Source organism: Ruegeria sp. HKCCD6428 (assembly GCF_013110595.1).
GTDB lineage: Bacteria > Pseudomonadota > Alphaproteobacteria > Rhodobacterales > Rhodobacteraceae > Ruegeria.
This window is the reverse complement of the sequence record NZ_WVQX01000015.1, coordinates 1-19016: the sequence shown is the minus strand read 5'-3', so window position 1 is coordinate 19016 and position 19016 is coordinate 1. Positions and strand designations below refer to the sequence as shown.

The window sequence follows — 19016 nt, the reverse complement described above, 5'->3', positions numbered from 1 at the left end:
GCGGGGTCTTAAGGAGCTATGATGACAGGGCATGACGCACATGCTCAACACAGAACACCGCCGCTTACACGCGGGCGGGTTATCGTGCCGCTTTTGCTTGCGTTTCAAGAATCCGGTCAATCTGTAGAAAGTCTCCTAGCGGAATTCGATCTATCCTTCTCGGAATTGAACGCTCCGAGTTGTTTCATTCCGCACGACACTGTCTATGCCGTGTTTGAAGCCGTCGCACAAAAGACATCCCCAGACTTTCCAGCACTTGTTGGTCAAACTTCAGATCCGACCGTTGCATCCCCATTCGGACAGGCCTTTCGCGTAGCAAAGTCGCTGGCCGATTTCATTGCCAGGTTTTGCGTTCATGCGGGAAACAACACAAACGCGGTCACCATGACACTCGATGTCTCTGGAGAGTTCGCCGTGCTGTCCGCCAAACGCAGGTTCACGCCATGCTGTTCGCCCGCCTATATGGATGCGTTTCAGATCAGCCGATGGGCTACGTTGCTGCATGAAACCGCAGGTCAGCGTTGGGAAGCAAATAAGGTTCTTGTGCGTGTGAACCGTCCTGATCTGCTCCCGTCTTACTTCTACGGTATCCGGGCGGTAGGTGCGGGCTCAGACGGGTATTCCATCCGCTTCCCAAGTGCCTGGCTTTTGTTTGAACTGGTTAACCGAACCGCGACCGAGTACGTGTTGACCACTCAGGACGAAAAAAACCCTGTACCTACAGACTTGTTGAGTTCGATCCAAAGCGTTGCCAACTCAAGGGTCGGGCGCACGGACTTGTCGGCTACGGCGCTCGCCAAGGCATGCGGTTTTCGAGGCGCGGTTCTCAACCGACGGCTTGCTGCCTATGGGACATCACTGTCGCGCATCGTCATCGAAGCCAAATGTGACCAGGCGAAACATCTGCTTTCCAAGTCTGAATTGTCGGTGGGCGATATCGCTGATCATTTGGGATACTCTGACGCGACGGCCATGACACGGGCCTTCAAGAAATGGACGGGTCAAACACCGTCAGAGTTTCGCGCCCGTGAAATGAATAGCGTTAAGGCATCTGTTCCGATACTCGACCCGGTCGAATGCGATTGTGAAACGTAACAGGACAACGGCGCGGCCCATCTTTTGCCGCGCCTCGAACTCGGGATAGGCAAAGGGGGGAGCGGGCCATGGCGTGCTTAAAAATACGGTGTATCGCAAGCAGTTTTCTGGTTGCGGCGACGATGCTGCCCGGCGGATCAACAGCAGTGGCACAGGACTCCGACTGAAGTTTTTCCGGCAGCTTCTACATCTACGCGGCGGACACCAAGACAACCATTGGATCGCTGGAGTCGGAACTCAGCTTCAGTGAAGCGGTTGAAAACCTTGATCTGGCATTCATGGGTACACTTGAAGCGCGAAGTGGCCGGTGGTCGCTGATCGCGGACTACATGCGCACAGACCTGTCCTTTGACAATGACACTCCCGGCCCGGTGTTCAGTGGCGCTGAAACCAGTCTGAAGACGCAGTTTTTAAGTGGATATGCCGCTTACACGGCCTATCAAGACCAAAACCTGGCCGTCGATCTCGGTGGCGGGTTTCGCTGGTTTGAGACGAGCAGCACGATCACTCTGGTCGGCGGCCCCACCCCGGCACCAAGTTCCAGTGCCAGCGACGATTGGATAGACCCTCTGATTGCGGCCCGTATCCGGTATCAGATCAATGACCGATGGTCGGCCGTTGCCTTGGCCGACTATGGTGGATTTCGCTCAGATCGCGAAACCGCACAGTTTTTGGCAACGGTAGGTTATGCGATCGCTCCAAAGTGGAATTTGCGCGCAGGTTATCGCTACATCATGGTCGACAAAGGTGAAGTTGACAGCAGGTTCAAGCTCTCACAATTCGGACCCGTGTTGGGTGTGACCTACAGCTTCTGAGTAAGGGCATTATGCGAAAGGCGGCCATGCCGAACACAAACAGGTCTGTAGTATCGAAGTTGCGCCAAGGCGCGAGCAGCGGTGCCGACATGCTTGGGACCGACAATTGCAGCCGGATGCGAACAGTCGGACAAAGGCAATTCAGAAAAGGAACGACGAGGCGACTGATTGCCAGAGCTTTGCCTGCGGCAACCGTGTGTTCGTTCTGTGTCCTCGCTGCCTGCGGGCCAAACATCTATGACGAAATTGAACTGATGCCCTCCCCAACGGTCTATGCCGAGGCTGCTTTTGACCCTTACAAGGACATCACGGAAGACAATTTCGTGCAGCGTTCGCAGCTATTCTACGCTACAGATCGGCTGCCCGCGGTTCCCGGCGACCCACAAGCCTATTACAACAATGAGCGCGGTCACATTCTGCGTACCGGCATTGCCGAAGTGCAAAGCAACCCCCCATTGGCGACGTTGAAAAAGCTTCGCCACGTTACCATGACGCGCGACCGCGCTAAGGACTACACGCTCAGCTTGTCTGACGTACAAGAGATTGGTGTCATGCCGTTCAGTGTCACGCGCTACATGAACGATCCACCTTCGCAAAAGGAGATGAAGGCAGCCGGACTTCGGTTTGCCCAATGGATTGACGATCACCTTGCAGCCTCTCGCAACAAAGACATTTTCATCTATGTCCATGGCTACAATGTCGATTTTGATTACTCGACCCTTGTCTCCAAAGAGTTGCAACACTTTCTGGGCTATCAGGGCGCCTTCATCAGCTACAACTGGCCCGCTACACCCAATCGCTTGGCGTATTTTCGGGATCAGGAATCTGCATTGGCGACGCGCCGCAATTTGCGGTCTCTTGTCGAATACTTGTCGGCAAACACCAACGCCCGGCGCATTCACCTTATAGGATACAGCGCAGGCTCAAGGCTCGCATTTGAAGCCGCCTATCAGATTGCTTTGCGGCCTGGGCCAAAGCCGCGGCTGGGGCAGTTGATCCTGATCAGCAGCGATCTTGATCGAAGCTATTTCTTGCAATCAATTGAAGACGGCCTTCTGGATGCCGTTATAGGTGTGACACTCTATCAATCGCAGACCGATTCAGCGCTGGCGATGTCACGGTTGGTCTTCGGCCGCGACCGTCTGGGTCAAGTTTCCGATGAAGCAATAAATGGGTCTCTGTTCCAGCGCCGACTGTCTGAGATGAAAACCCTACATATCATCGATGTGACCGAGGCCGAAGCAGCCGATACAGGAAACGGGCATTGGTACTTTCGGTCTTCGCCCTGGGCCAGCAGTGACCTGTTCATTTCTCTGCTTACAGACCGAGATCCTCAAGCGCGCGGGCTTGTGCGTGCTCCGGGCGAAGCTGTCTGGAGTTTTCCATCGAATTATCCGCAGACACTGCAACGCTTTCGAAATGGCAGCTAGTACTGGGACTCCAGTGGGTCAGAACCATTAGAACCAGTTTCTGGATTTAATCTATGAGCCTGACAACGCACCTAGAATGCTCAACGCAAAGCTGACGTTCGAGCAACGCGCAGCATCGGTAGAAGTGGGCTCACTGCAGTCATTCTCTGCGGTGAGACAGAACAGGTCCTTTGAGCCCTTACCGGACTTTCGTCAACACCCAGAGTCTCGCTTGTGCAACAAGTCTCAAACGTCGCATTCCAGACATTCGCATCCCGGCGTCTGATGGCTTCTTCGCGGACTGAGCCGTTTTAGCTACATTGCAGCAAGTTTGGTCGGAGTGAACGACTGGTTGGCGGAATCAGTTTCGGTCTTGGTCAGCGGATCGAGGGTTTCAATTGGGACTCAAATCAGACATTGCAACTTCCAACTAGTGCGAAGCTTTAGATATTTGAATCCGATAGTAAGTGTTAGCTCGGCCTATCCAGAAGATTGGTGCAAGCTTGGCCGTACATTGCGGAATCGGTGTGATTAATCAAATTTGAGCCTGAAAATGCTGGGGCTTTCTATTCAGAGTAATCCGTAAACTGGACACAGTTGATTTCAAAGTGCTGCCTTGACGGACGCAATTACTGTGGCGATGATTAAAATATGTGCATTTTGAGAACATTCTTTCTTTCTATTGTGTGCATCCTGGTGACTTCTGGATTGCTCTACGCAGAAAGTGGGATCGTAAAATCTTTTGCAGGTTGTGCAGGTCGCTTCTCGGCTGAAATGGAACACGCGTGGCTTTTGAACGATCCAAAAGCTCAGGATTATGAACTGCGGCGCGGTAGGTTTATCTCGTTGCTGGAAGCGACTACGACAGCAAATAATGCCGAATTTGTCCTAGGCCACAGGGTGAATTCCAAACACGCCCACGCACGTTTGCTGCAAACCGCAACCTTTACTTCTGATGAAGTGAAAGCAAGTGCGGCGCGCCGAGCTGCCAAGCAGTACTTGGATCAATGCAATCTGTTGATCTTGGGCGGCGCTTAAAGACCGCTTCGCTGCGCCGCCGCATTTTTAAGCGCGACGTGCTGCATTGCCGCGAAATTGGGCAATACCCTCAATCAATCCAAGAACTCGGGCTATGAGACTCTAAGAGCTGCAAAGAACTGTCCTAGCACTATGGAGTGCCGCAAGACGGCTTGGAACATGTGCGAAGGTGCCCGGCCTAGGAACCTGAAGACGCCCTCGCACACCGCAATTATGCGTGGGGGGTATATGGGACGTTTCGGCGCCCCGAACAACCCTGCTGCGCGTCGCATAAAAGGAAATGCTGATGCACACCAAAATTCTCACCACAACCGCCGCAGTCCTGTTGGCCAGTTCATTGCCTGCACTGGCTGATTGCCCGATCAAGGTTGGCGTCCTTCATTCGTTGTCCGGTACCATGGCCATTTCGGAAACCACGCTGAAAGACACGATGGAAATGCTAGTCGAACAGCAAAACGAAGCGGGTGGTCTTCTGGGGTGTGAGCTTGAAGCCGTCGTTGTAGACCCGGCCTCGGACTGGCCACTGTTTGCCGAAAAGGCGCGTGAGTTGCTCACAGTCCACGAGGTTGACGTGATCTTTGGCAACTGGACATCGGTTTCCCGCAAATCCGTCCTGCCGGTGATCGAAGAACTGAACGGCCTGCTGTTCTATCCGGTTCAGTATGAGGGTGAAGAGAGCTCGAAAAACGTGTTCTACACAGGTGCTGCGCCGAACCAGCAGGCGATCCCAGCCACGGATTACTTCCTGGATGAGCTGGAAGTTGAGAAATTCGCGCTGCTGGGAACCGACTACGTCTATCCGCGGACCACGAACAATATCCTTGAAAGTTACCTGAAGCAGAAGGGCATCGCGGAAGAGGACATTTTCGTCAACTACACGCCGTTCGGTCATTCGGACTGGTCCAAGATCGTGGCCGACGTGGTTGCACTTGGCGCGGATGGCAAGAAAGTCGGCGTGATTTCGACAATCAATGGCGACGCGAACGTCGGGTTCTACAAGGAACTTGCTGCTGCGGGCATCTCGGCTGATGACATTCCGGTTGTCGCATTCTCGGTCGGTGAGGAAGAGTTGGCCGGTCTGGATACCACCAACCTCGTCGGTCACCTGGCGGCCTGGAACTATTTCCAGTCGGCCGAAAGCGATGCGAACGAAGCATGGGTTGAAGCTTGGAAAGCCCGAATGGGTGAGGACCGTGTGACCAATGACCCGATGGAGGCCCACTATATCGGCTTCAACATGTGGGTGAACGCGGCGACGGCTGCCGACACCACCGATGTCGATGCCGTTCGGACCGCCATGTACGGTCAGGAATTCCCGAACCTGACAGGCGGCACCGCTGTGATGCTGCCCAACCACCATCTGGCCAAGCCGGTCCTGATCGGTGAAATCCAGGAAGACGGTCAGTTCGACATCATCAGCCAGACCGAAGAAGTTCCGGGCGACGCCTGGACCGACTATCTGCCTGAGTCCGCTGTTCTCGTGTCGGATTGGAAAGAGCTGGGTTGCGGGATGTACAACACCGAAACCGAGAGCTGCGTACAGATCAAGTCCAACTACTAAGGTCTTAACCTGAATTCCTCGGGGCGCGCGAGTTGTGCCCCGAGGCTCAATACAAAGGTCTTCCTAAATGACGCTTCCGTTCAGGCGGGCAGTGCTTGCCCTGCTGGTCCTTGTGGCCCCTACCCTTTTGCAAGCGCAATCCGCAGACGCCCCGGTGCAGCAGATATTGCAGTCTCACGCGGAGGTGATCCAGAAATCCTCTCGCAAGACGATTGGCCCTGCGATCGACGCGCTGGCGCAAAGTGGGCTGCCGGAAGCGCAGACCGTTCTGGAGCGTTGGCAGGCCAAGGACATGTGGTTCAACAAAGAAACCGGTCTTTTTGTCTTTGCCTCAAAGGCTGACGGTGGGTTGCAAGTCTTCGATGTATCTGACGGGGCCGAGATCGGGGTTGTCGAGAAAAAGAAATACAAACAACTCAAGCCCAATTCTGGCATTCGCGGGTTGATCGCGTCTGCTCTGGTGCAGTTTCAGTTGAACGACCCCAATCCAAGGACACGCGTCGCTGCTTTGACAGCGATTGAGCGAGACGCCGAAGCGTCGCACCTGTCTGCCCTGCGGGGTTCCAACGAGGCTGAACAAGACGCCAACCTCAAGGCGCGCAAAGACCGGTTGGAACGCTTGCTCACCATTCGCTTTGATGAGGATGAGGCCGCGAGGCTTGCTGCAATCGACAGCTTTGCCGGCGATCTGGGTGTTGATGTCAGGGCAACGCTCAATCCTTTGGTTTCATCCGAAATCAAGGTCGCAGATGAAATCCCGGACGGTGCGGTTGGCATTGAGGTCGGATCGGACGATCTGACGCAGGACCAGGCCTATGACCTGCTTGTCGCAAACGGGTTGGCCCCGGAGCCGGTGGATGCAGCAGCGGTAAAGCAAGCCCTGATCGCCAACATAAACGGCGATACTGTTGCGGGTGTACAAGTGGCGAGCCTTGACGAGGACGTCGCCCGAGAGGCCGCGTATCAGGTGTTGGCCCAGCAAGGTCTTGCGACCCCGCTGGTGACACAGGAAGATATTGCCGAAGCTGTTCAAAAACATAAGTTTTTCAAGGTTTACGTCTCAGCCCCCTTGCCCATCGCTCTTGCTGCACAGGCGGCTTTGGACAACATTGAAACGCAAGTTGCTTTGAACCAGACAGCGGATCTGGTGCTGGACGCGCTGTCTTTGGCCTCGATCTATTTCCTTGCGGCGATCGGTCTTGCGATCACCTTCGGAGTCATGGGCGTGATCAATATGGCGCATGGTGAGTTCATCATGATGGGCGCCTACACCGGCTATGTGGTGCAGTTGTTCATTCCTGACCTGACGCTTTCGATCCTTGTGGCCATTCCCTGCGCGTTTCTGGTGACCTTCGGGGCCGGTGTTCTACTGGAGCGGCTGGTCATTCGGTGGCTGTATCACCGGCCGCTAGAGACGCTGCTGGCAACCTTCGGCGTTTCCATTGCCTTGCAGCAACTGGCCAAGAACATCTTTGGCACGCAGGCGCGTCCTCTGACTGCTCCGGCATGGTTGGACGGGTCGATGGTGCTGAACGACATCGTCTCGATCAGCTATATCCGCATCGCGATCTTCGTTCTGGCGTTGATGTTTCTGGCCCTGTTCCTTATCGTCATGAACCGAACCCGGGTGGGGCTTGAGGTGAGAGCGGTCACTCAAAACCCCCGCATGGCGTCCTCCATGGGTATTAACCCGGACCGGATCAACATGCTGACATTCGGCCTGGGCTCAGGCATCGCGGGCATCGCCGGCGTGGCCATCGGGCTTTATGCCAAAGTCACTTCCGAGATGGGCTCTGACTACATTGTGCAAAGCTTTATGACAGTTGTCGTTGGCGGTGTTGGCAACATCTGGGGCACGCTGCTGGGTGCGACGATGGTCGGAACGCTGCAAAAGGGGATCGAGTGGCTCAACCCGTCCAATACGCTGGCGGCGCAGACGTACATGATCCTTTTCATCATCCTGTTCATTCAATTCCGACCGCGCGGTATCATCGCGCTCAAAGGTCGGGCGGCGGAAGCGTGATATGGTTGACATGACTTCTACAGCCAAGCCTGTACGCAAGCCGCTGGTGCTGCGCTATCCCTCTGTCGCGATCTTTCTGATCATCCTGTCCCTGTTTACGGTTATCATTACTGTTTTGGGCGAAGGGTTTGGCATCGGGCTGATTTCCACCAGCTTTATCAAAACTTTGGGCAAAACGCTGTGCCTGTGTCTTGCTGCACTGGCGATGGATCTGGTGTGGGGATACACAGGTATCCTGTCGCTGGGGCACATGGCATTTTTTGGCATTGGCGGCTACGCCATCGGCATGTGGCTGATGTACGCCCGGACCGAGATTATCGTGGTCGACAGCCTCGCGGCGTCTGCATTGCCGCCGACGGTCCAGGAAATATCGGATGGCATTGCCGCTCAGATTTTCGGCGTTGTCGGTGCGTCCGAGTTTCCCCCGATCTGGGCTTTTGCACATTCCTTACCGCTACAACTGGCTGCGGTGGTGTTGGTACCCGGTCTGCTGGCGCTTGTTTTTGGGTGGTTGGCGTTTCGCAGTCGGGTGACCGGGGTTTACCTGTCGATCCTGACGCAGGCGATGACGCTGGCGCTGTCCCTTTACCTGTTCCAGAACGACAGTGGGCTGCGCGGGAATAACGGCTTGTCGGGGCTGCAGAACCTGCCGGGTCTGGACTCGGTGCCGCAATCAACGGTTTCGATCCTGTTCTTTTGGGCGTCCGCCCTAGCGCTTGGCCTTGGCTACCTTGTCTGCGCATGGGTGGTGTCCGGCAAATTCGGATCGGTCATTCGCGCCATCCGAGACGATGAAAGCCGCGTTCGGTTCCTTGGATACTCAGTCGAGGCCTACAAGCTTTTCATCTTCACCTTCACCGCCGTGATCTGCGGTATCGCGGGCGCTTTGTACTATCCGCAAGCGGGCATCATTAACCCGGCCGAAATTGCGCCCATCGCGTCAATCTACCTGGCCGTTTGGGTGGCAATCGGCGGACGCGGACGGCTGTACGGAGCGGTGATCGGTGCGGCCTTTGTCTCGTTGCTGTCGACATGGTTTACAGGCGGGCAAACCCCCGACATCTCGCTAGAGTTCTATACGATCCAATGGGTCGATTGGTGGACCATCCTGCTTGGTTTCTCGTTTGTTGCGGTCACGCTGTTCGCGCCCCGCGGCATAGGGGGACTGATCGACAAGCTTACAGAACGCCGCGCACCGGATCGACATGGGGCCGACCTGGGACCAGACCTTGGGTCGTTGCGCGAAAAGGAGGCGAATGAATGAGCACGCTGCTCGAAGTCTCTGGCGTTTCCGTATCCTTCGACGGGTTCAAGGCCATCAACAACCTGACGTTCCAAATCGGTCCGGCCGAAATGCGCGCTGTCATCGGCCCGAACGGGGCGGGAAAGACGACGTTCATGGACATCATCACGGGCAAGACCAAGCCGGAAGATGGTCATGTTCTGTGGGGTGAGAAATCTGTCTCACTACTGTCGATGAGCGAAAGCCAGATCGCGCAGGCCGGAGTGGGAAGAAAGTTCCAGCGACCAACTGTGTTCGAAGACCAAAGCATCCGCGAAAACCTGATGCTTGCCCTGAAAAACAAACGCGGGCCGTTGGCTGTGCTGCGGTTCCGGGCGCGTCAGGAAGATCATGAGAAAGTCGCAACGCTGGCCGAGGAAATCGGACTGCAGAGCGCCTTGGGCCGCAAGGCGGGTGAACTTAGCCACGGGCAAAAGCAATGGCTCGAGATCGGGATGCTGCTGGCTCAGGACCCACAATTGCTGCTGGTCGATGAGCCTGCGGCCGGGATGACCCCGGCAGAGCGCAAGCATACGACCGACATTCTTGTCGAAGCGGCCAAAACCCGGGCCGTCGTTGTTGTCGAACACGATTTGGAGTTTGTCCGTCGCCTGAACTGCAAAGTCACCGTGCTGCACGAGGGTTCGGTCCTGGCCGAAGGATCGTTGGACCATGTCACCCGGAACGAGAAAGTAATCGAGGTTTATCTTGGCCGCTGACCTTCTGAACATCTCTGATTTGACTCTGCACTATGGCGGCAGCCAGATCTTGAACGGCGTCGACATCACCGCGCGTGAGGGTCAGGTGACCTGCGTGATGGGTACAAACGGCGTCGGAAAAACAAGCCTTTTGAAAGCGATATCCGGCACGCATCCCCGCAGCGGTGGCGACTATGTGCTAACCGGCGAAGAGATCGGCAACACCACATCCTTCGAGCTGGCCAGAAAAGGCGTGGCTTACGTTCCGCAAGGGCGCGAGATTTTCCCGTTTTTGACGGTGCGCGAAAACCTCGAAACCGGCTTTGCCTGCCTGCCCCGCAGCGATCACACCATCCCCGACTATATCTTTGACCTTTTCCCGATCCTCAAAGAGTTCCTGTCGCGGCGCGGAGGCGACCTGTCTGGTGGTCAACAGCAGCAACTTGCCATTGCACGTGCGTTGATCACAAAGCCAAAACTCTTGCTGTTGGACGAGCCGACCGAGGGCATTCAACCCAACATCATCAAGCAGATTGGCGAAGTCATTCGTCTGCTGCGTGATCAGGGTGAAATGGCCATAATCTTGGTCGAGCAGTTCTTTGAGTTTGCTTATTCGTTAGGCGATGAATTCTTGGTTCTCGAGCGAGGCACCCCTCTTCTACGCGGCTCCAAATGCCAAATTGGCAAAGAACAACTAAGGTCCGCAGTATCTGTTTAACGGCATTGTAGTGGTTCACTTCTGCTCTGCCATGCCCGACGCACCGGATTTAACAATTCGGACTTATGCTCATACCGTCTCGTAGCTCACTTAGCTGCATAGAATGCCGATTACTTGCAGTTTTTTGTTTTCCGATGTTCGTGGATCAGGGGCATTTGGGGCTCGCTGCCAACTTTCTCTGCGGTGAGCATGAACAAGTCATATGAGCCCATTGCTGCCGTCGACCGAGCTTCGGTCTTTTGCATGTGCGGCACGTATACATTGGACCAGAAACGGTGTGCGTTCTAAACTGAACTATCACTAAAATTCAATCTACCTCACACCATAGTGCGAACCACCATTTCGTTGAACATGGCTGAAAACCCATTAGTCGGCGGGTGGCAATATCTTTAGCGGGATATGCAGCGAATCATCTACGTCACCACAACGGTGCCAATCTTTGTCACTAACTACGCGACACCAAATAGAAAAATCTTTTCTGACGTGGTCCGTGGTGATATTTAGAATGAGGTCAGTACCAGAGGGTGTAACGCCATCGTTCTGAGTGATCACCCAATCTACATGGTAGTTAGACTCAGGGTCAGGATTATGTATCTCGACCTGCGCTCTATAAACATCACCTGGTCTTAATCTAAGCTGGGCATCGCCTGGAATACCCAAGCTCGCGCGTCCCGTGCTATTTCGTTGAAAATCACCTTCGTGGTATTCACTTCCGTAGTTATCTGACAATCGAATTATCATAGGGGCAATATATTCTTTTTCCATACCAATTTCTCTGTAGTGAGCTTTGATAGAGTCAATGGTGTCACCAGCATAACAGATTATCTGTTCAGCTTGGCGCGTAGAAATCGGGTTTGCATGGTACAAACGATTTCTTGGTTCGATGAGCCGTGACAGCGTCTCCTTTGCATGCCTATCTCCAAGAGGGAAAGCTCTTTCTAGCGGGGCACGGAAATGGGCGTCGAAATGGCGAGGATTTGAGATAATTGCAATCGCCTGATCCAACATCGCGGCATCAATGGGTCTAGCGAACCTCTCTGGTTGATCGGCCATGCGAGCATTAATATGTTTCCTGATGCTTGAGTTCAGAAGAAAACTTCCATCGGGCAACTTGGCGTCCAAATAGTTTGCTCCGTACTCGTTCTTGAACTCATCATGTATTAGTCGACGAAGCCAGGCTTCGAGAGCTTCAAGATGACGCTTGCAATGGTCCCGTAGGATTTCAATTCTCAGTAGATTCAATGGCATTTTAAAGACTTACCGTTTTTGGTGATTGGTCGGAAGCTTTAGCCCTTGTTTATTTCGAACGATACTCAAACAACAGAAGATTCCGCGACCCCATCCATGTTTATTGCCCCTGAGATCACCAGAGCACGGCATGATTATTGAGGCCTGTAAATTTTTTCTAAGCATCGCACTAACCTGCTGATCTCTGTAACCTAGTTGGAGGTCCGATTTCGGGGATGCTGCACAGGCTTCGCGAAGATCGCTTTCCGCGCAAAGCTGTCGCAATTGGGCTTAAGTACTGCAATCACAGCGAACGGCCGCTTGGTGGCCAAACGAACTTCACAACTTTTCAAGGGTTTTGTTGTTGCCAAGTAGCTGGCGGCCAAAACCACCGTTATTGGTCTTTCTACTAAACCTAGCATTCGACCAACGGCGGAGAAAGCAGGCTTGGCGGACGACCGATCCACTCCCGTGAGTTCTGAGCCACTTGCCTCGACGCCGATCGGTTGAAAAAAACGACACTCAATCATTCAGTAGGAACGCAAGTTGCATCAGCACTTTGCTGACGGTGTTGGACTATTTGTTGGATAGGACGTGAGCGACTCTTGTGCTTCTGTCTTATTTTATCGGACTTATTCCGACATTTTGCCAGGCAATATCCGGCCCCCGCTCCTTCCCCCCGGTCTTGCGGGAGAAGGCCCTTCGCTTTCAGGTTCGTATCCGCGCGATGCCTTTTGTCGGAGGCCAGCCGCTTCCCCGCAGGCTTCTCACCTGCCCCGCTTTGACCGCGCAAGGTCTCGGCGGTCCCCGGTCCGACGAGTGTCTGAAGACGCCCGTCGGCCGGTGGGTTCCGTAGTCGCGTTTCTGCACCGGGCCAGAAGGAGCCGCGTCGGTGCGGGATGGGGTAGTCCCCGAACCATAGTTCACAATTGGAGGCCGGTCGTGAACACACCGTGGTCACCACTTTTTTTGATCGTTTGCGAGGGAAAGCAGCAAGAATAAACCGGGCGCAACGGAGACGGGGAGATCCATCCCGACCCGGAACATCCGATTTTACGCTCTTGCTGACTAAGTGTATTGATCTGCTTTTTTTGGGGGATCTTTGTGTTTCGCCCGACCCAAGTTGTACAAAACATAGCTGGCCCGAAGCGCCGCAGCCCTCCAATAGCGCAGGCGGTTCGGGCCAGCGACACGACACAGAACCTAGCCAAATTGTTCTCTTCCCGTTCTTTTATTTGTGTGCAAGCTTTGAAGGGGTCGCCTTGTTTCAACCAGCCCTTTCTGAGCAAACGGTACTGCCTTGATGCGCGTAAGCTTTTGGACGTGCGACCAAACCCCAGAGTGTGCCAAACGGAGAATAACATGAGCGCCAACGCGGACAGCGGTCTGAAGGACAATCGAGACGTTACAGATACTGAAGGTGACTATTCCGTCTATCCGCACATGGATGGGATCAAGTCCTCGATGTCATGGAAGCTCGGCAGTTATGGCGAACGCGGTGCTCTCTCTGATGACATGATCGAGAGCTTGGCCGAACGGTTTGACCTGCCATTTAAGCTCGTACGCGAACTCTCTGTGCTTCTTGGGAACTGCCTCAATAACGACGACGACATCGCAATCAACCTGACTGAGGTCCGACGCTCGCAAGCGATTGAACGAGGTCAAAAGTACCTCAAGCAACTTTTGCGGAAAGCCAAACAGAGTTCCATTGGTCCCCAAGAGCTCCGGAACGCATTGGGCTCGCTTTCGACTTATTTCGCTTCGACGCCAGAAGACGCAGACCTTCTTCCCCAAGTGCTCGACAAGCTCGAGACCGCAACGGCACTTACTCAGGATGTCATCAATGACATTCGACGCATCCATGGGACACCTGGTGCGATTGCAGAGATGTCGCCTCGGGACAAGCGGTTCTCGCGCGACAAACGCCGTCAGTACATTGTCGAGAGCTGCTGTTACATCTGGAAGGATGCCGGTCGCCCCCTAACCTATACGACATACTCAGACGGTCGCCCCGGAGGACAACGGCAAGGTCCGCTCGTCAACTTTATCCAGGCTGTCGTGAAGATGATCACCGAGCCGGGGCAAATCCTGAGCGGTGAGACGATCCGCGTGGACATTGACGGTTTTCGCGACAAGCTTGAGCGCGAAGAGCAAGAGCGTTGGGCGCCGCCGGAATTGGGCAATCAATACACTTAGAATGAGCAAGCCCGCGTTGTCATGGTCATGGCATGACACGCGTTCCTGCCATATCCCCTTCTGACGACCACGCGCACAAGCAGGTTGAGACAGCGATTGACCAGTTGGTCCGATTGCTGGCTGCCCAGGTAGTACAGGAACTGGGCCGGGACGCCTCTGACCAAAAGGAGGCGCATCAGGATGCCACAGATCAATGCCAAGAAGAACCGACCCCGCAAGCTGCTGACGGTGAAGGACGTCGCTGAACTGGACAATTGCTCCGAGAAGACGGTGCGCCGTGCGATTGCGGCTGGCCTGCTTGAGGTTATTCGGGTGGGCCCTGGCGGACGCCTCATCCGCATTGATCCGGCAGCTCATGCCGCCTACAGGCAGGCACAGTGCTGGTAGGTAATCGAGACCATTAATGTACATTAATGTCAATAGGTTATGGCATCTTCGGGAAGAGGGATTGCCCGTAAGTTTCTAACTTTCTGTGCTACGCTTTTCCCGAATCGGACCTCCTGTCCACACCCGTCCGCCCGAGACCCGACATGTCCAAAGGAACGTAAACCCGATGACTAGCCAGAGCCCCGTTCCATTGAGATTGGCCTTCGTCAAAGCCGACACACCGATGTTCGCCGAGCTCATCGACCAACTGCGCTCCGATAGCTCTCTGTCGGACGGACGCCGCCGCGACATGATCTCCGGTCTACGCCGCGTGGCCAAAGCCCTTGGGCTGCCGCCAGAGGATGTGCCCTGCGACAGTCGCTGGTTGCAGCCCCGTCTGTCCAAAGTCACACCGGCAGCACTCGGTCTTACACCGAAGAGTTGGCAAAACGCGGTGAGTGATGCGCGTGCCGCCCTCGCGCATTTCGGGCTGGTGGAACGGCGCTTCAACCGGATCGATGATCTGTCTCCCGATTGGCACGCGCTCTGGGCGAATGTACTGGCGTCCGGCGACAAGACATTGCAACCCGCGCTCTGCCGCTTCGTGCATTTTTTGAACCGGCAGAGCGTTGAGCCTGCCAACGTATGTTCAGACCATGCCGCGGCCTATCGAGAAGCCCTTGCGCATAACGAGATCAGCAAATCACCGGATGTCGCATATCGGGCTGCGGTCAACGGCTGGAACCTGGCGGTCCGACGTATTTCTGAATGGCCCAAGGCCATCCTGCCTCTGGAAACGCGCCAGAAGGTCATCACCTTTCCCGTGACAGCATTTCCTACGCCGTTCCAAAGCGAGCTTGCAAAATTGATGCACCGTCTTGCAACTCCGGACCCGCTGGCAGATGACGGTCAGAACAGGGTACTCCGACCCGCGACCCTGTCCCAATACCAAAGACAGTTGGTTCGATTTGCCTCCGAACTCGTTCACTCTGGTATCCCGATCGCGGAGATTGGCGGATTGGACGTCCTGATCAATCCGGTGATGGCTGAACAGGGTTTGCGCCAGATGTTATCGCGCACCAACAACCAGACCACAAAGATGATCAGTGAGATCGCCGCGCTGCTCCGCAACCTGGCCCGGATACTTAATGCACCCGATGACGCTCGCGATGCACTGACCGGGCTTGCCGCGCGCCTGGCGGTCAAACCTCAGAATGGCATGACCCAAAAGAACCGAAGCCGGCTGCGGGTGTTGCAAGAGGATCGGCATCAACAGCGCCTGCTGCTCCTGCCTGAACGGATTTTCACGCGACCACGCGGCACATCCAAACCGTATGGCTGGGCTCTGGCGCGCGAAGATGCACTCGCCATCGCCATCTTGCTGGTCTGCCCGGTTCGCGTGAAGAACCTGGCTGGCATCCACCTGGAACGCCACCTGCACCGTCCTGGTGATGGCCGAGCCTACCTGGTTCTGGAAGACGGCGAGACCAAAAATGAGCGACCTGTCGAGTTCGAGATCCCGCGTGATGTATTGCGCATGATCGACGTGCATCTCAAATCTCGCTGTCCGGAACTCTGCCCCGCGGGAACGCCTTGGCTGTTTCCCCGGAGGGATGATCAGCATTCGGTTGATCCTGGCGTTCTGTCTGCGCGCGTCTCCAAACGGATCCGGAAGGAAACGGGGTTGGAGATGAATGCCCACCTGTTTCGGCATTTTGCGGTGATGAACTGGCTCGACGCCAATCCCGGCGGCTATGAGGTCGCGCGCCGGTTGCTCGGACATTCGGAGGTCAGCCACACGATCAACATGTATTCCGGTCTTGAGGCACGTTCGGCAACACGCGCCTTTGCTGACCTGATAGAAGCTAAGAAAGGGCGTCGCTGATGAGCCTTGTTCTGCCTCTGTCTGCTTGGCCCGTGCAAGACCGGGAGATGTGGCTCAACCTTCAGATAGAAGGTGGCCCACTCGACGATTGCGGCGCGCTCTCACACCTGCGTGCGACCTCGTTGAAGACGTTAGAACTGCGCTATGCCCGATGGCTGCAATGGCTGATTAACAGCAATGCGAAGGCGATCACACTGCCTCCGGCTCGACGCGCGACTCTGCCGCGCCTTTCCGCTTGGCTTAGGGACCTCTCACACACCCGGCCGATGACCCGGTTTATGTTCATTGACGGTGTGTTGCGTATCCTCTCCGCGGCTGACCAGACACAGGACTGGTCCGCTCAGCGGAGATTGAAAGCGGGATTGAAGCGCACCGCAGGACGGGGTGATCGGGATCGCAAACTTGGGCGTGTGTTGTCCAGCGAGGTTCTATTCAAGGCGGGAATGTCTCTAGCGACGGGTCATGCAGAAGCGGAGCCAACACCGCTGCGCCGTATGATATGCCTGCGGGATGGCAGCATGATAGCCATGATGGCTTTGATGCCGATGCGGCGACGCGCCTTTGCGGGCCTTCGGATAGGCATATCCTTGCATGTAACAACAAACACCATGACCGTCGCGCTCCCAGGGGATCTGACCAAATCAGGGCAGCCATGGGAGGCTGATGTTCCCCAGAGCGTTGAGCCGCTCTTGCGTCGTTATGTCAATGAAGCCCGTCCCTTTTTAATGGAGCGTGGCCAACAACAACACGATGTCTTGTGGGTCGGCAGGACAGGCGCACCATTAAAGCAAGATGCGCTGAGCCCCCGGATCGCGGAGCAGACCCTGAAGCTGACGGGTCGCCGCATTCCACCGCATTTCTTCCGGGATGCCGCCGCAACGACATTGGCGCGCTCCTCTCCGGAACACGCGAAGCTGATCCGACCAATATTGGCTCATGCGAGCTTCGGAACGGCTGAGCGCCACTACATCCACGCCCAAACCATTGAAGCGGGCCGCGACTACGCGGCTTTGATCGACTTAAAGAGAAAGACCAGACGATGACCCGAGTTGCAATCTATGCCCGCTTCTCCAGCCAGATGCAGAGAGACGCATCTATCGATGACCAGATGCGTTTGTGCCGGGAACGTGCAGAGCGGGAAGGCTGGACTGTTGTCGACGCCTATTCGGATCGGGCGGTCTCTGGTGCGTCCATGTTGCGTCCCGGGCTACAAGCGCTCTTCAATGCAACCCAGGAAGGACGGGTTGATCTGATCTTGGCAGAGGCGCTGGATCGGTTGAGCCGGGACCAGGCAGACATCGCTGCGATCTTCAAACGGCTGAACTTTGCAGGGGTTTGCATCGTGACGCTGGCTGAGGGCGAGATCAGCGAATTGCACGTAGGTCTCAAAGGCACCATGAACCAACTGTTCCTCAAAGACTTGGCCGACAAAACCCGGCGTGGTTTGCGCGGGCGTGTCGAGCTTGGACGCTCCGGTGGCGGCAACAGCTACGGCTATGACGTCGTCCGGCGTCTCGGGCCGGACGGCCAACCCGTTACGGGAGAACGAGTGATCAACGCAGCAGAAGCTGAGATCGTCCGGCGGGTGTTACATGACTTCACCGAAGGGCACTCCCCGAAAGCCATTGCGCGCCGCCTGAACGCCGAAGGTATTCCCGGTCCCCGTGGCAAGTTATGGCGTGACACCGCCATCCGGGGGCACCGAGTGCGTGGGACGGGCCTTCTCAACAATGAGCTCTACATCGGCCGCCTTGTTTGGAACCGGCTGCGCTACATCAAGGACCCGGAGACCGGCAGACGTGTTTCCCGTCTCAACGATCCGTCCAAATGGATCATCGCGGAGGTCCCTGAGCTGCGGATCGTCGGGGATGAACTTTGGGAGGCGGTCAAGCAGCGGCAAGGCGAGATCGAGGCTGATCCCCGCGTCAAAGCCATCAAGCAAACCAAGTTTTGGGAGAAGCGTCGCAAAAAGCACCTTCTGACAGGTCTAGTATTCTGCAGCAACTGCGGTGGGCCACTCGCCACTGTCGGGCGCGATTACCTCGCCTGTTCAGCCGCCCGCAAACTCGGCACCTGCACGCACAGGCAATCCATTCGCCGCAATGTCCTGGAAGACGCCGTTCTGGATTTACTTCGTCAGCGTCTGATGCAGCCCGACGCAGTGGCCGCTTTTATCAAATCCTTCAACGAAGCCGCCAACGCAGAAGCTGGTACAGAGGAGGCAGCCCGGACCCGTCTACAATCCGAACGGGACAAAGCTGCACGCAAACTGAATGGGTTTTATGACGCAATCGCTGAGGGCATTCGCACCCCCGGGCTTCAAACGCGGCTCGAAGAACTCGAAGCGCAGATAGCCGAGCTTGACGCAAAGCTCTTCGAACCTAAGCCCTCATCGGTGCGACTGCAGCCGAATCTGTCCCAACTCTATCGCTCCAAAGTCGCAGATCTGGCGCAGGCTCTATCGGATCCGTCGATCCGCACCGGGGCCTTGGAGATCATCCGGGGCCTTATCGAACGTGTCACGGTCGAGCACCCCAACGAGGGCGTTCAGATCGAACTGGAGGGTGCCCTGGCAGCAATGATTGGGTTGGCCCAAAATGAACAAAGCCGCCCTAAGGCGGCTTGTTCGGCACTTTGTTCGACCAAGGTGGTTGCGGGAGCAGGATTTGAACCTGCGACCTTCAGGTTATGAGCCTGACGAGG

At 55.7% G+C, this 19016-nt stretch carries 15 protein-coding genes; 14 read left to right on the top strand and 1 reads right to left on the bottom strand.

What is annotated here, in order from left to right; all coding sequences use genetic code 11:
• The first annotated feature begins 18 nt into the window (after window positions 1–18).
• The 9 genes from GS620_RS21110 (at window position 19) to urtE (ending at window position 10639) form a co-directional block, all read left to right on the top strand.
• Window positions 19–1095, top strand: coding sequence for a helix-turn-helix domain-containing protein (locus GS620_RS21110; RefSeq protein ID WP_367397145.1), 1077 nt, complete (start codon window positions 19–21; stop codon window positions 1093–1095).
• A gap of 278 nt (window positions 1096–1373) precedes the next feature.
• Complete coding sequence (locus tag GS620_RS21105) at window positions 1374–1910, top strand: outer membrane protein (RefSeq protein ID WP_171617652.1); 537 nt, start codon at window positions 1374–1376, stop codon at window positions 1908–1910.
• 254 nt (window positions 1911–2164) lie between these two features.
• Window positions 2165–3340, top strand: a complete 1176-nt coding sequence (locus tag GS620_RS21100; RefSeq protein ID WP_170400931.1) for an alpha/beta hydrolase — start codon at window positions 2165–2167, stop codon at window positions 3338–3340.
• Window positions 3341–3970: 630 nt separating this feature from the next.
• Window positions 3971–4357, top strand: coding sequence for a hypothetical protein (locus GS620_RS21095; protein WP_171116855.1), 387 nt, complete (start codon window positions 3971–3973; stop codon window positions 4355–4357).
• A 286-nt stretch (window positions 4358–4643) separates the two neighbouring features.
• A complete protein-coding gene (gene urtA / locus GS620_RS21090; RefSeq protein WP_171116857.1) occupies window positions 4644–5918 on the top strand; it encodes an urea ABC transporter substrate-binding protein in 1275 nt (424 codons plus the stop codon).
• Window positions 5919–5985: 67 nt separating this feature from the next.
• Window positions 5986–7941, top strand: a complete 1956-nt coding sequence (urtB, locus tag GS620_RS21085; protein WP_171329814.1) for an urea ABC transporter permease subunit UrtB — start codon at window positions 5986–5988, stop codon at window positions 7939–7941.
• 10 nt (window positions 7942–7951) lie between these two features.
• Complete coding sequence (urtC, locus tag GS620_RS21080; RefSeq protein ID WP_171172764.1) at window positions 7952–9205, top strand: urea ABC transporter permease subunit UrtC; 1254 nt, start codon at window positions 7952–7954, stop codon at window positions 9203–9205.
• Window positions 9202–9942, top strand: a complete 741-nt coding sequence (gene urtD / locus GS620_RS21075) for an urea ABC transporter ATP-binding protein UrtD (protein ID WP_171116861.1) — start codon at window positions 9202–9204, stop codon at window positions 9940–9942. The genes urtC and urtD overlap by 4 nt, the downstream gene beginning before the upstream one ends.
• Window positions 9932–10639 (top strand): urea ABC transporter ATP-binding subunit UrtE, encoded by a 708-nt coding sequence (gene urtE / locus GS620_RS21070; protein ID WP_171617651.1) that lies wholly within the window; start codon window positions 9932–9934, stop codon window positions 10637–10639. Before urtD ends, urtE begins: the two co-directional genes overlap by 11 nt.
• A gap of 366 nt (window positions 10640–11005) precedes the next feature.
• On the opposite strand, the gene GS620_RS21065 is transcribed toward urtE, so the two are convergent.
• On the bottom strand, window positions 11006–11887 hold the full coding sequence (locus GS620_RS21065; RefSeq protein WP_171617650.1) for a hypothetical protein: 882 nt from the start codon (window positions 11885–11887) through the stop codon (window positions 11006–11008).
• A 1341-nt stretch (window positions 11888–13228) separates the two neighbouring features.
• Here GS620_RS21065 and GS620_RS21060 point away from each other — a divergent pair.
• From GS620_RS21060 to GS620_RS21040, 5 genes are all read left to right on the top strand, one after another.
• A complete protein-coding gene (locus tag GS620_RS21060; RefSeq protein ID WP_171617649.1) occupies window positions 13229–14062 on the top strand; it encodes a hypothetical protein in 834 nt (277 codons plus the stop codon).
• Window positions 14063–14242: 180 nt separating this feature from the next.
• The gene (locus tag GS620_RS21055) at window positions 14243–14449 is read left to right on the top strand and encodes a helix-turn-helix domain-containing protein (protein ID WP_170619977.1); all 207 of its coding nucleotides are present in this window, start codon (window positions 14243–14245) and stop codon (window positions 14447–14449) included.
• A 166-nt stretch (window positions 14450–14615) separates the two neighbouring features.
• Window positions 14616–16313 carry a tyrosine-type recombinase/integrase gene (locus tag GS620_RS21050; RefSeq protein WP_171617648.1) on the top strand — a complete coding sequence of 566 codons (1698 nt, stop codon included), beginning with the start codon at window positions 14616–14618 and terminating at the stop codon, window positions 16311–16313.
• Entirely contained in the window at window positions 16313–17356 is a 1044-nt protein-coding gene (locus GS620_RS21045; RefSeq protein WP_171232747.1) for a tyrosine-type recombinase/integrase, read from the top strand. The genes GS620_RS21050 and GS620_RS21045 overlap by 1 nt, the downstream gene beginning before the upstream one ends.
• Window positions 17353–19005, top strand: coding sequence for a recombinase family protein (locus GS620_RS21040; RefSeq protein ID WP_171330331.1), 1653 nt, complete (start codon window positions 17353–17355; stop codon window positions 19003–19005). Before GS620_RS21045 ends, GS620_RS21040 begins: the two co-directional genes overlap by 4 nt.
• Window positions 19006–19016 lie beyond the last annotated feature (11 nt).

What these genes read in the sequence shown, in the direction of transcription:
- GS620_RS21110 (WP_367397145.1), top strand. Translation starts at nt 19, where the DNA reads ATGATGACAGGGCATGACGCACATGCTCAACACAGAACACCGCCGCTT.
- GS620_RS21105 (WP_171617652.1), top strand. Translation starts at nt 1,374, where the DNA reads ATGGGTACACTTGAAGCGCGAAGTGGCCGGTGGTCGCTGATCGCGGAC.
- GS620_RS21100 (WP_170400931.1), top strand. Translation starts at nt 2,165, where the DNA reads ATGCCCTCCCCAACGGTCTATGCCGAGGCTGCTTTTGACCCTTACAAG.
- GS620_RS21095 (WP_171116855.1), top strand. Translation starts at nt 3,971, where the DNA reads ATGTGCATTTTGAGAACATTCTTTCTTTCTATTGTGTGCATCCTGGTG.
- urtA (WP_171116857.1), top strand. Translation starts at nt 4,644, where the DNA reads ATGCACACCAAAATTCTCACCACAACCGCCGCAGTCCTGTTGGCCAGT.
- urtB (WP_171329814.1), top strand. Translation starts at nt 5,986, where the DNA reads ATGACGCTTCCGTTCAGGCGGGCAGTGCTTGCCCTGCTGGTCCTTGTG.
- urtC (WP_171172764.1), top strand. Translation starts at nt 7,952, where the DNA reads ATGACTTCTACAGCCAAGCCTGTACGCAAGCCGCTGGTGCTGCGCTAT.
- urtD (WP_171116861.1), top strand. Translation starts at nt 9,202, where the DNA reads ATGAGCACGCTGCTCGAAGTCTCTGGCGTTTCCGTATCCTTCGACGGG.
- GS620_RS21065 (WP_171617650.1), bottom strand. Translation starts at nt 11,887, where the DNA reads ATGCCATTGAATCTACTGAGAATTGAAATCCTACGGGACCATTGCAAG.
- GS620_RS21060 (WP_171617649.1), top strand. Translation starts at nt 13,229, where the DNA reads ATGAGCGCCAACGCGGACAGCGGTCTGAAGGACAATCGAGACGTTACA.
- GS620_RS21055 (WP_170619977.1), top strand. Translation starts at nt 14,243, where the DNA reads ATGCCACAGATCAATGCCAAGAAGAACCGACCCCGCAAGCTGCTGACG.
- GS620_RS21050 (WP_171617648.1), top strand. Translation starts at nt 14,616, where the DNA reads ATGACTAGCCAGAGCCCCGTTCCATTGAGATTGGCCTTCGTCAAAGCC.
- GS620_RS21045 (WP_171232747.1), top strand. Translation starts at nt 16,313, where the DNA reads ATGAGCCTTGTTCTGCCTCTGTCTGCTTGGCCCGTGCAAGACCGGGAG.
- GS620_RS21040 (WP_171330331.1), top strand. Translation starts at nt 17,353, where the DNA reads ATGACCCGAGTTGCAATCTATGCCCGCTTCTCCAGCCAGATGCAGAGA.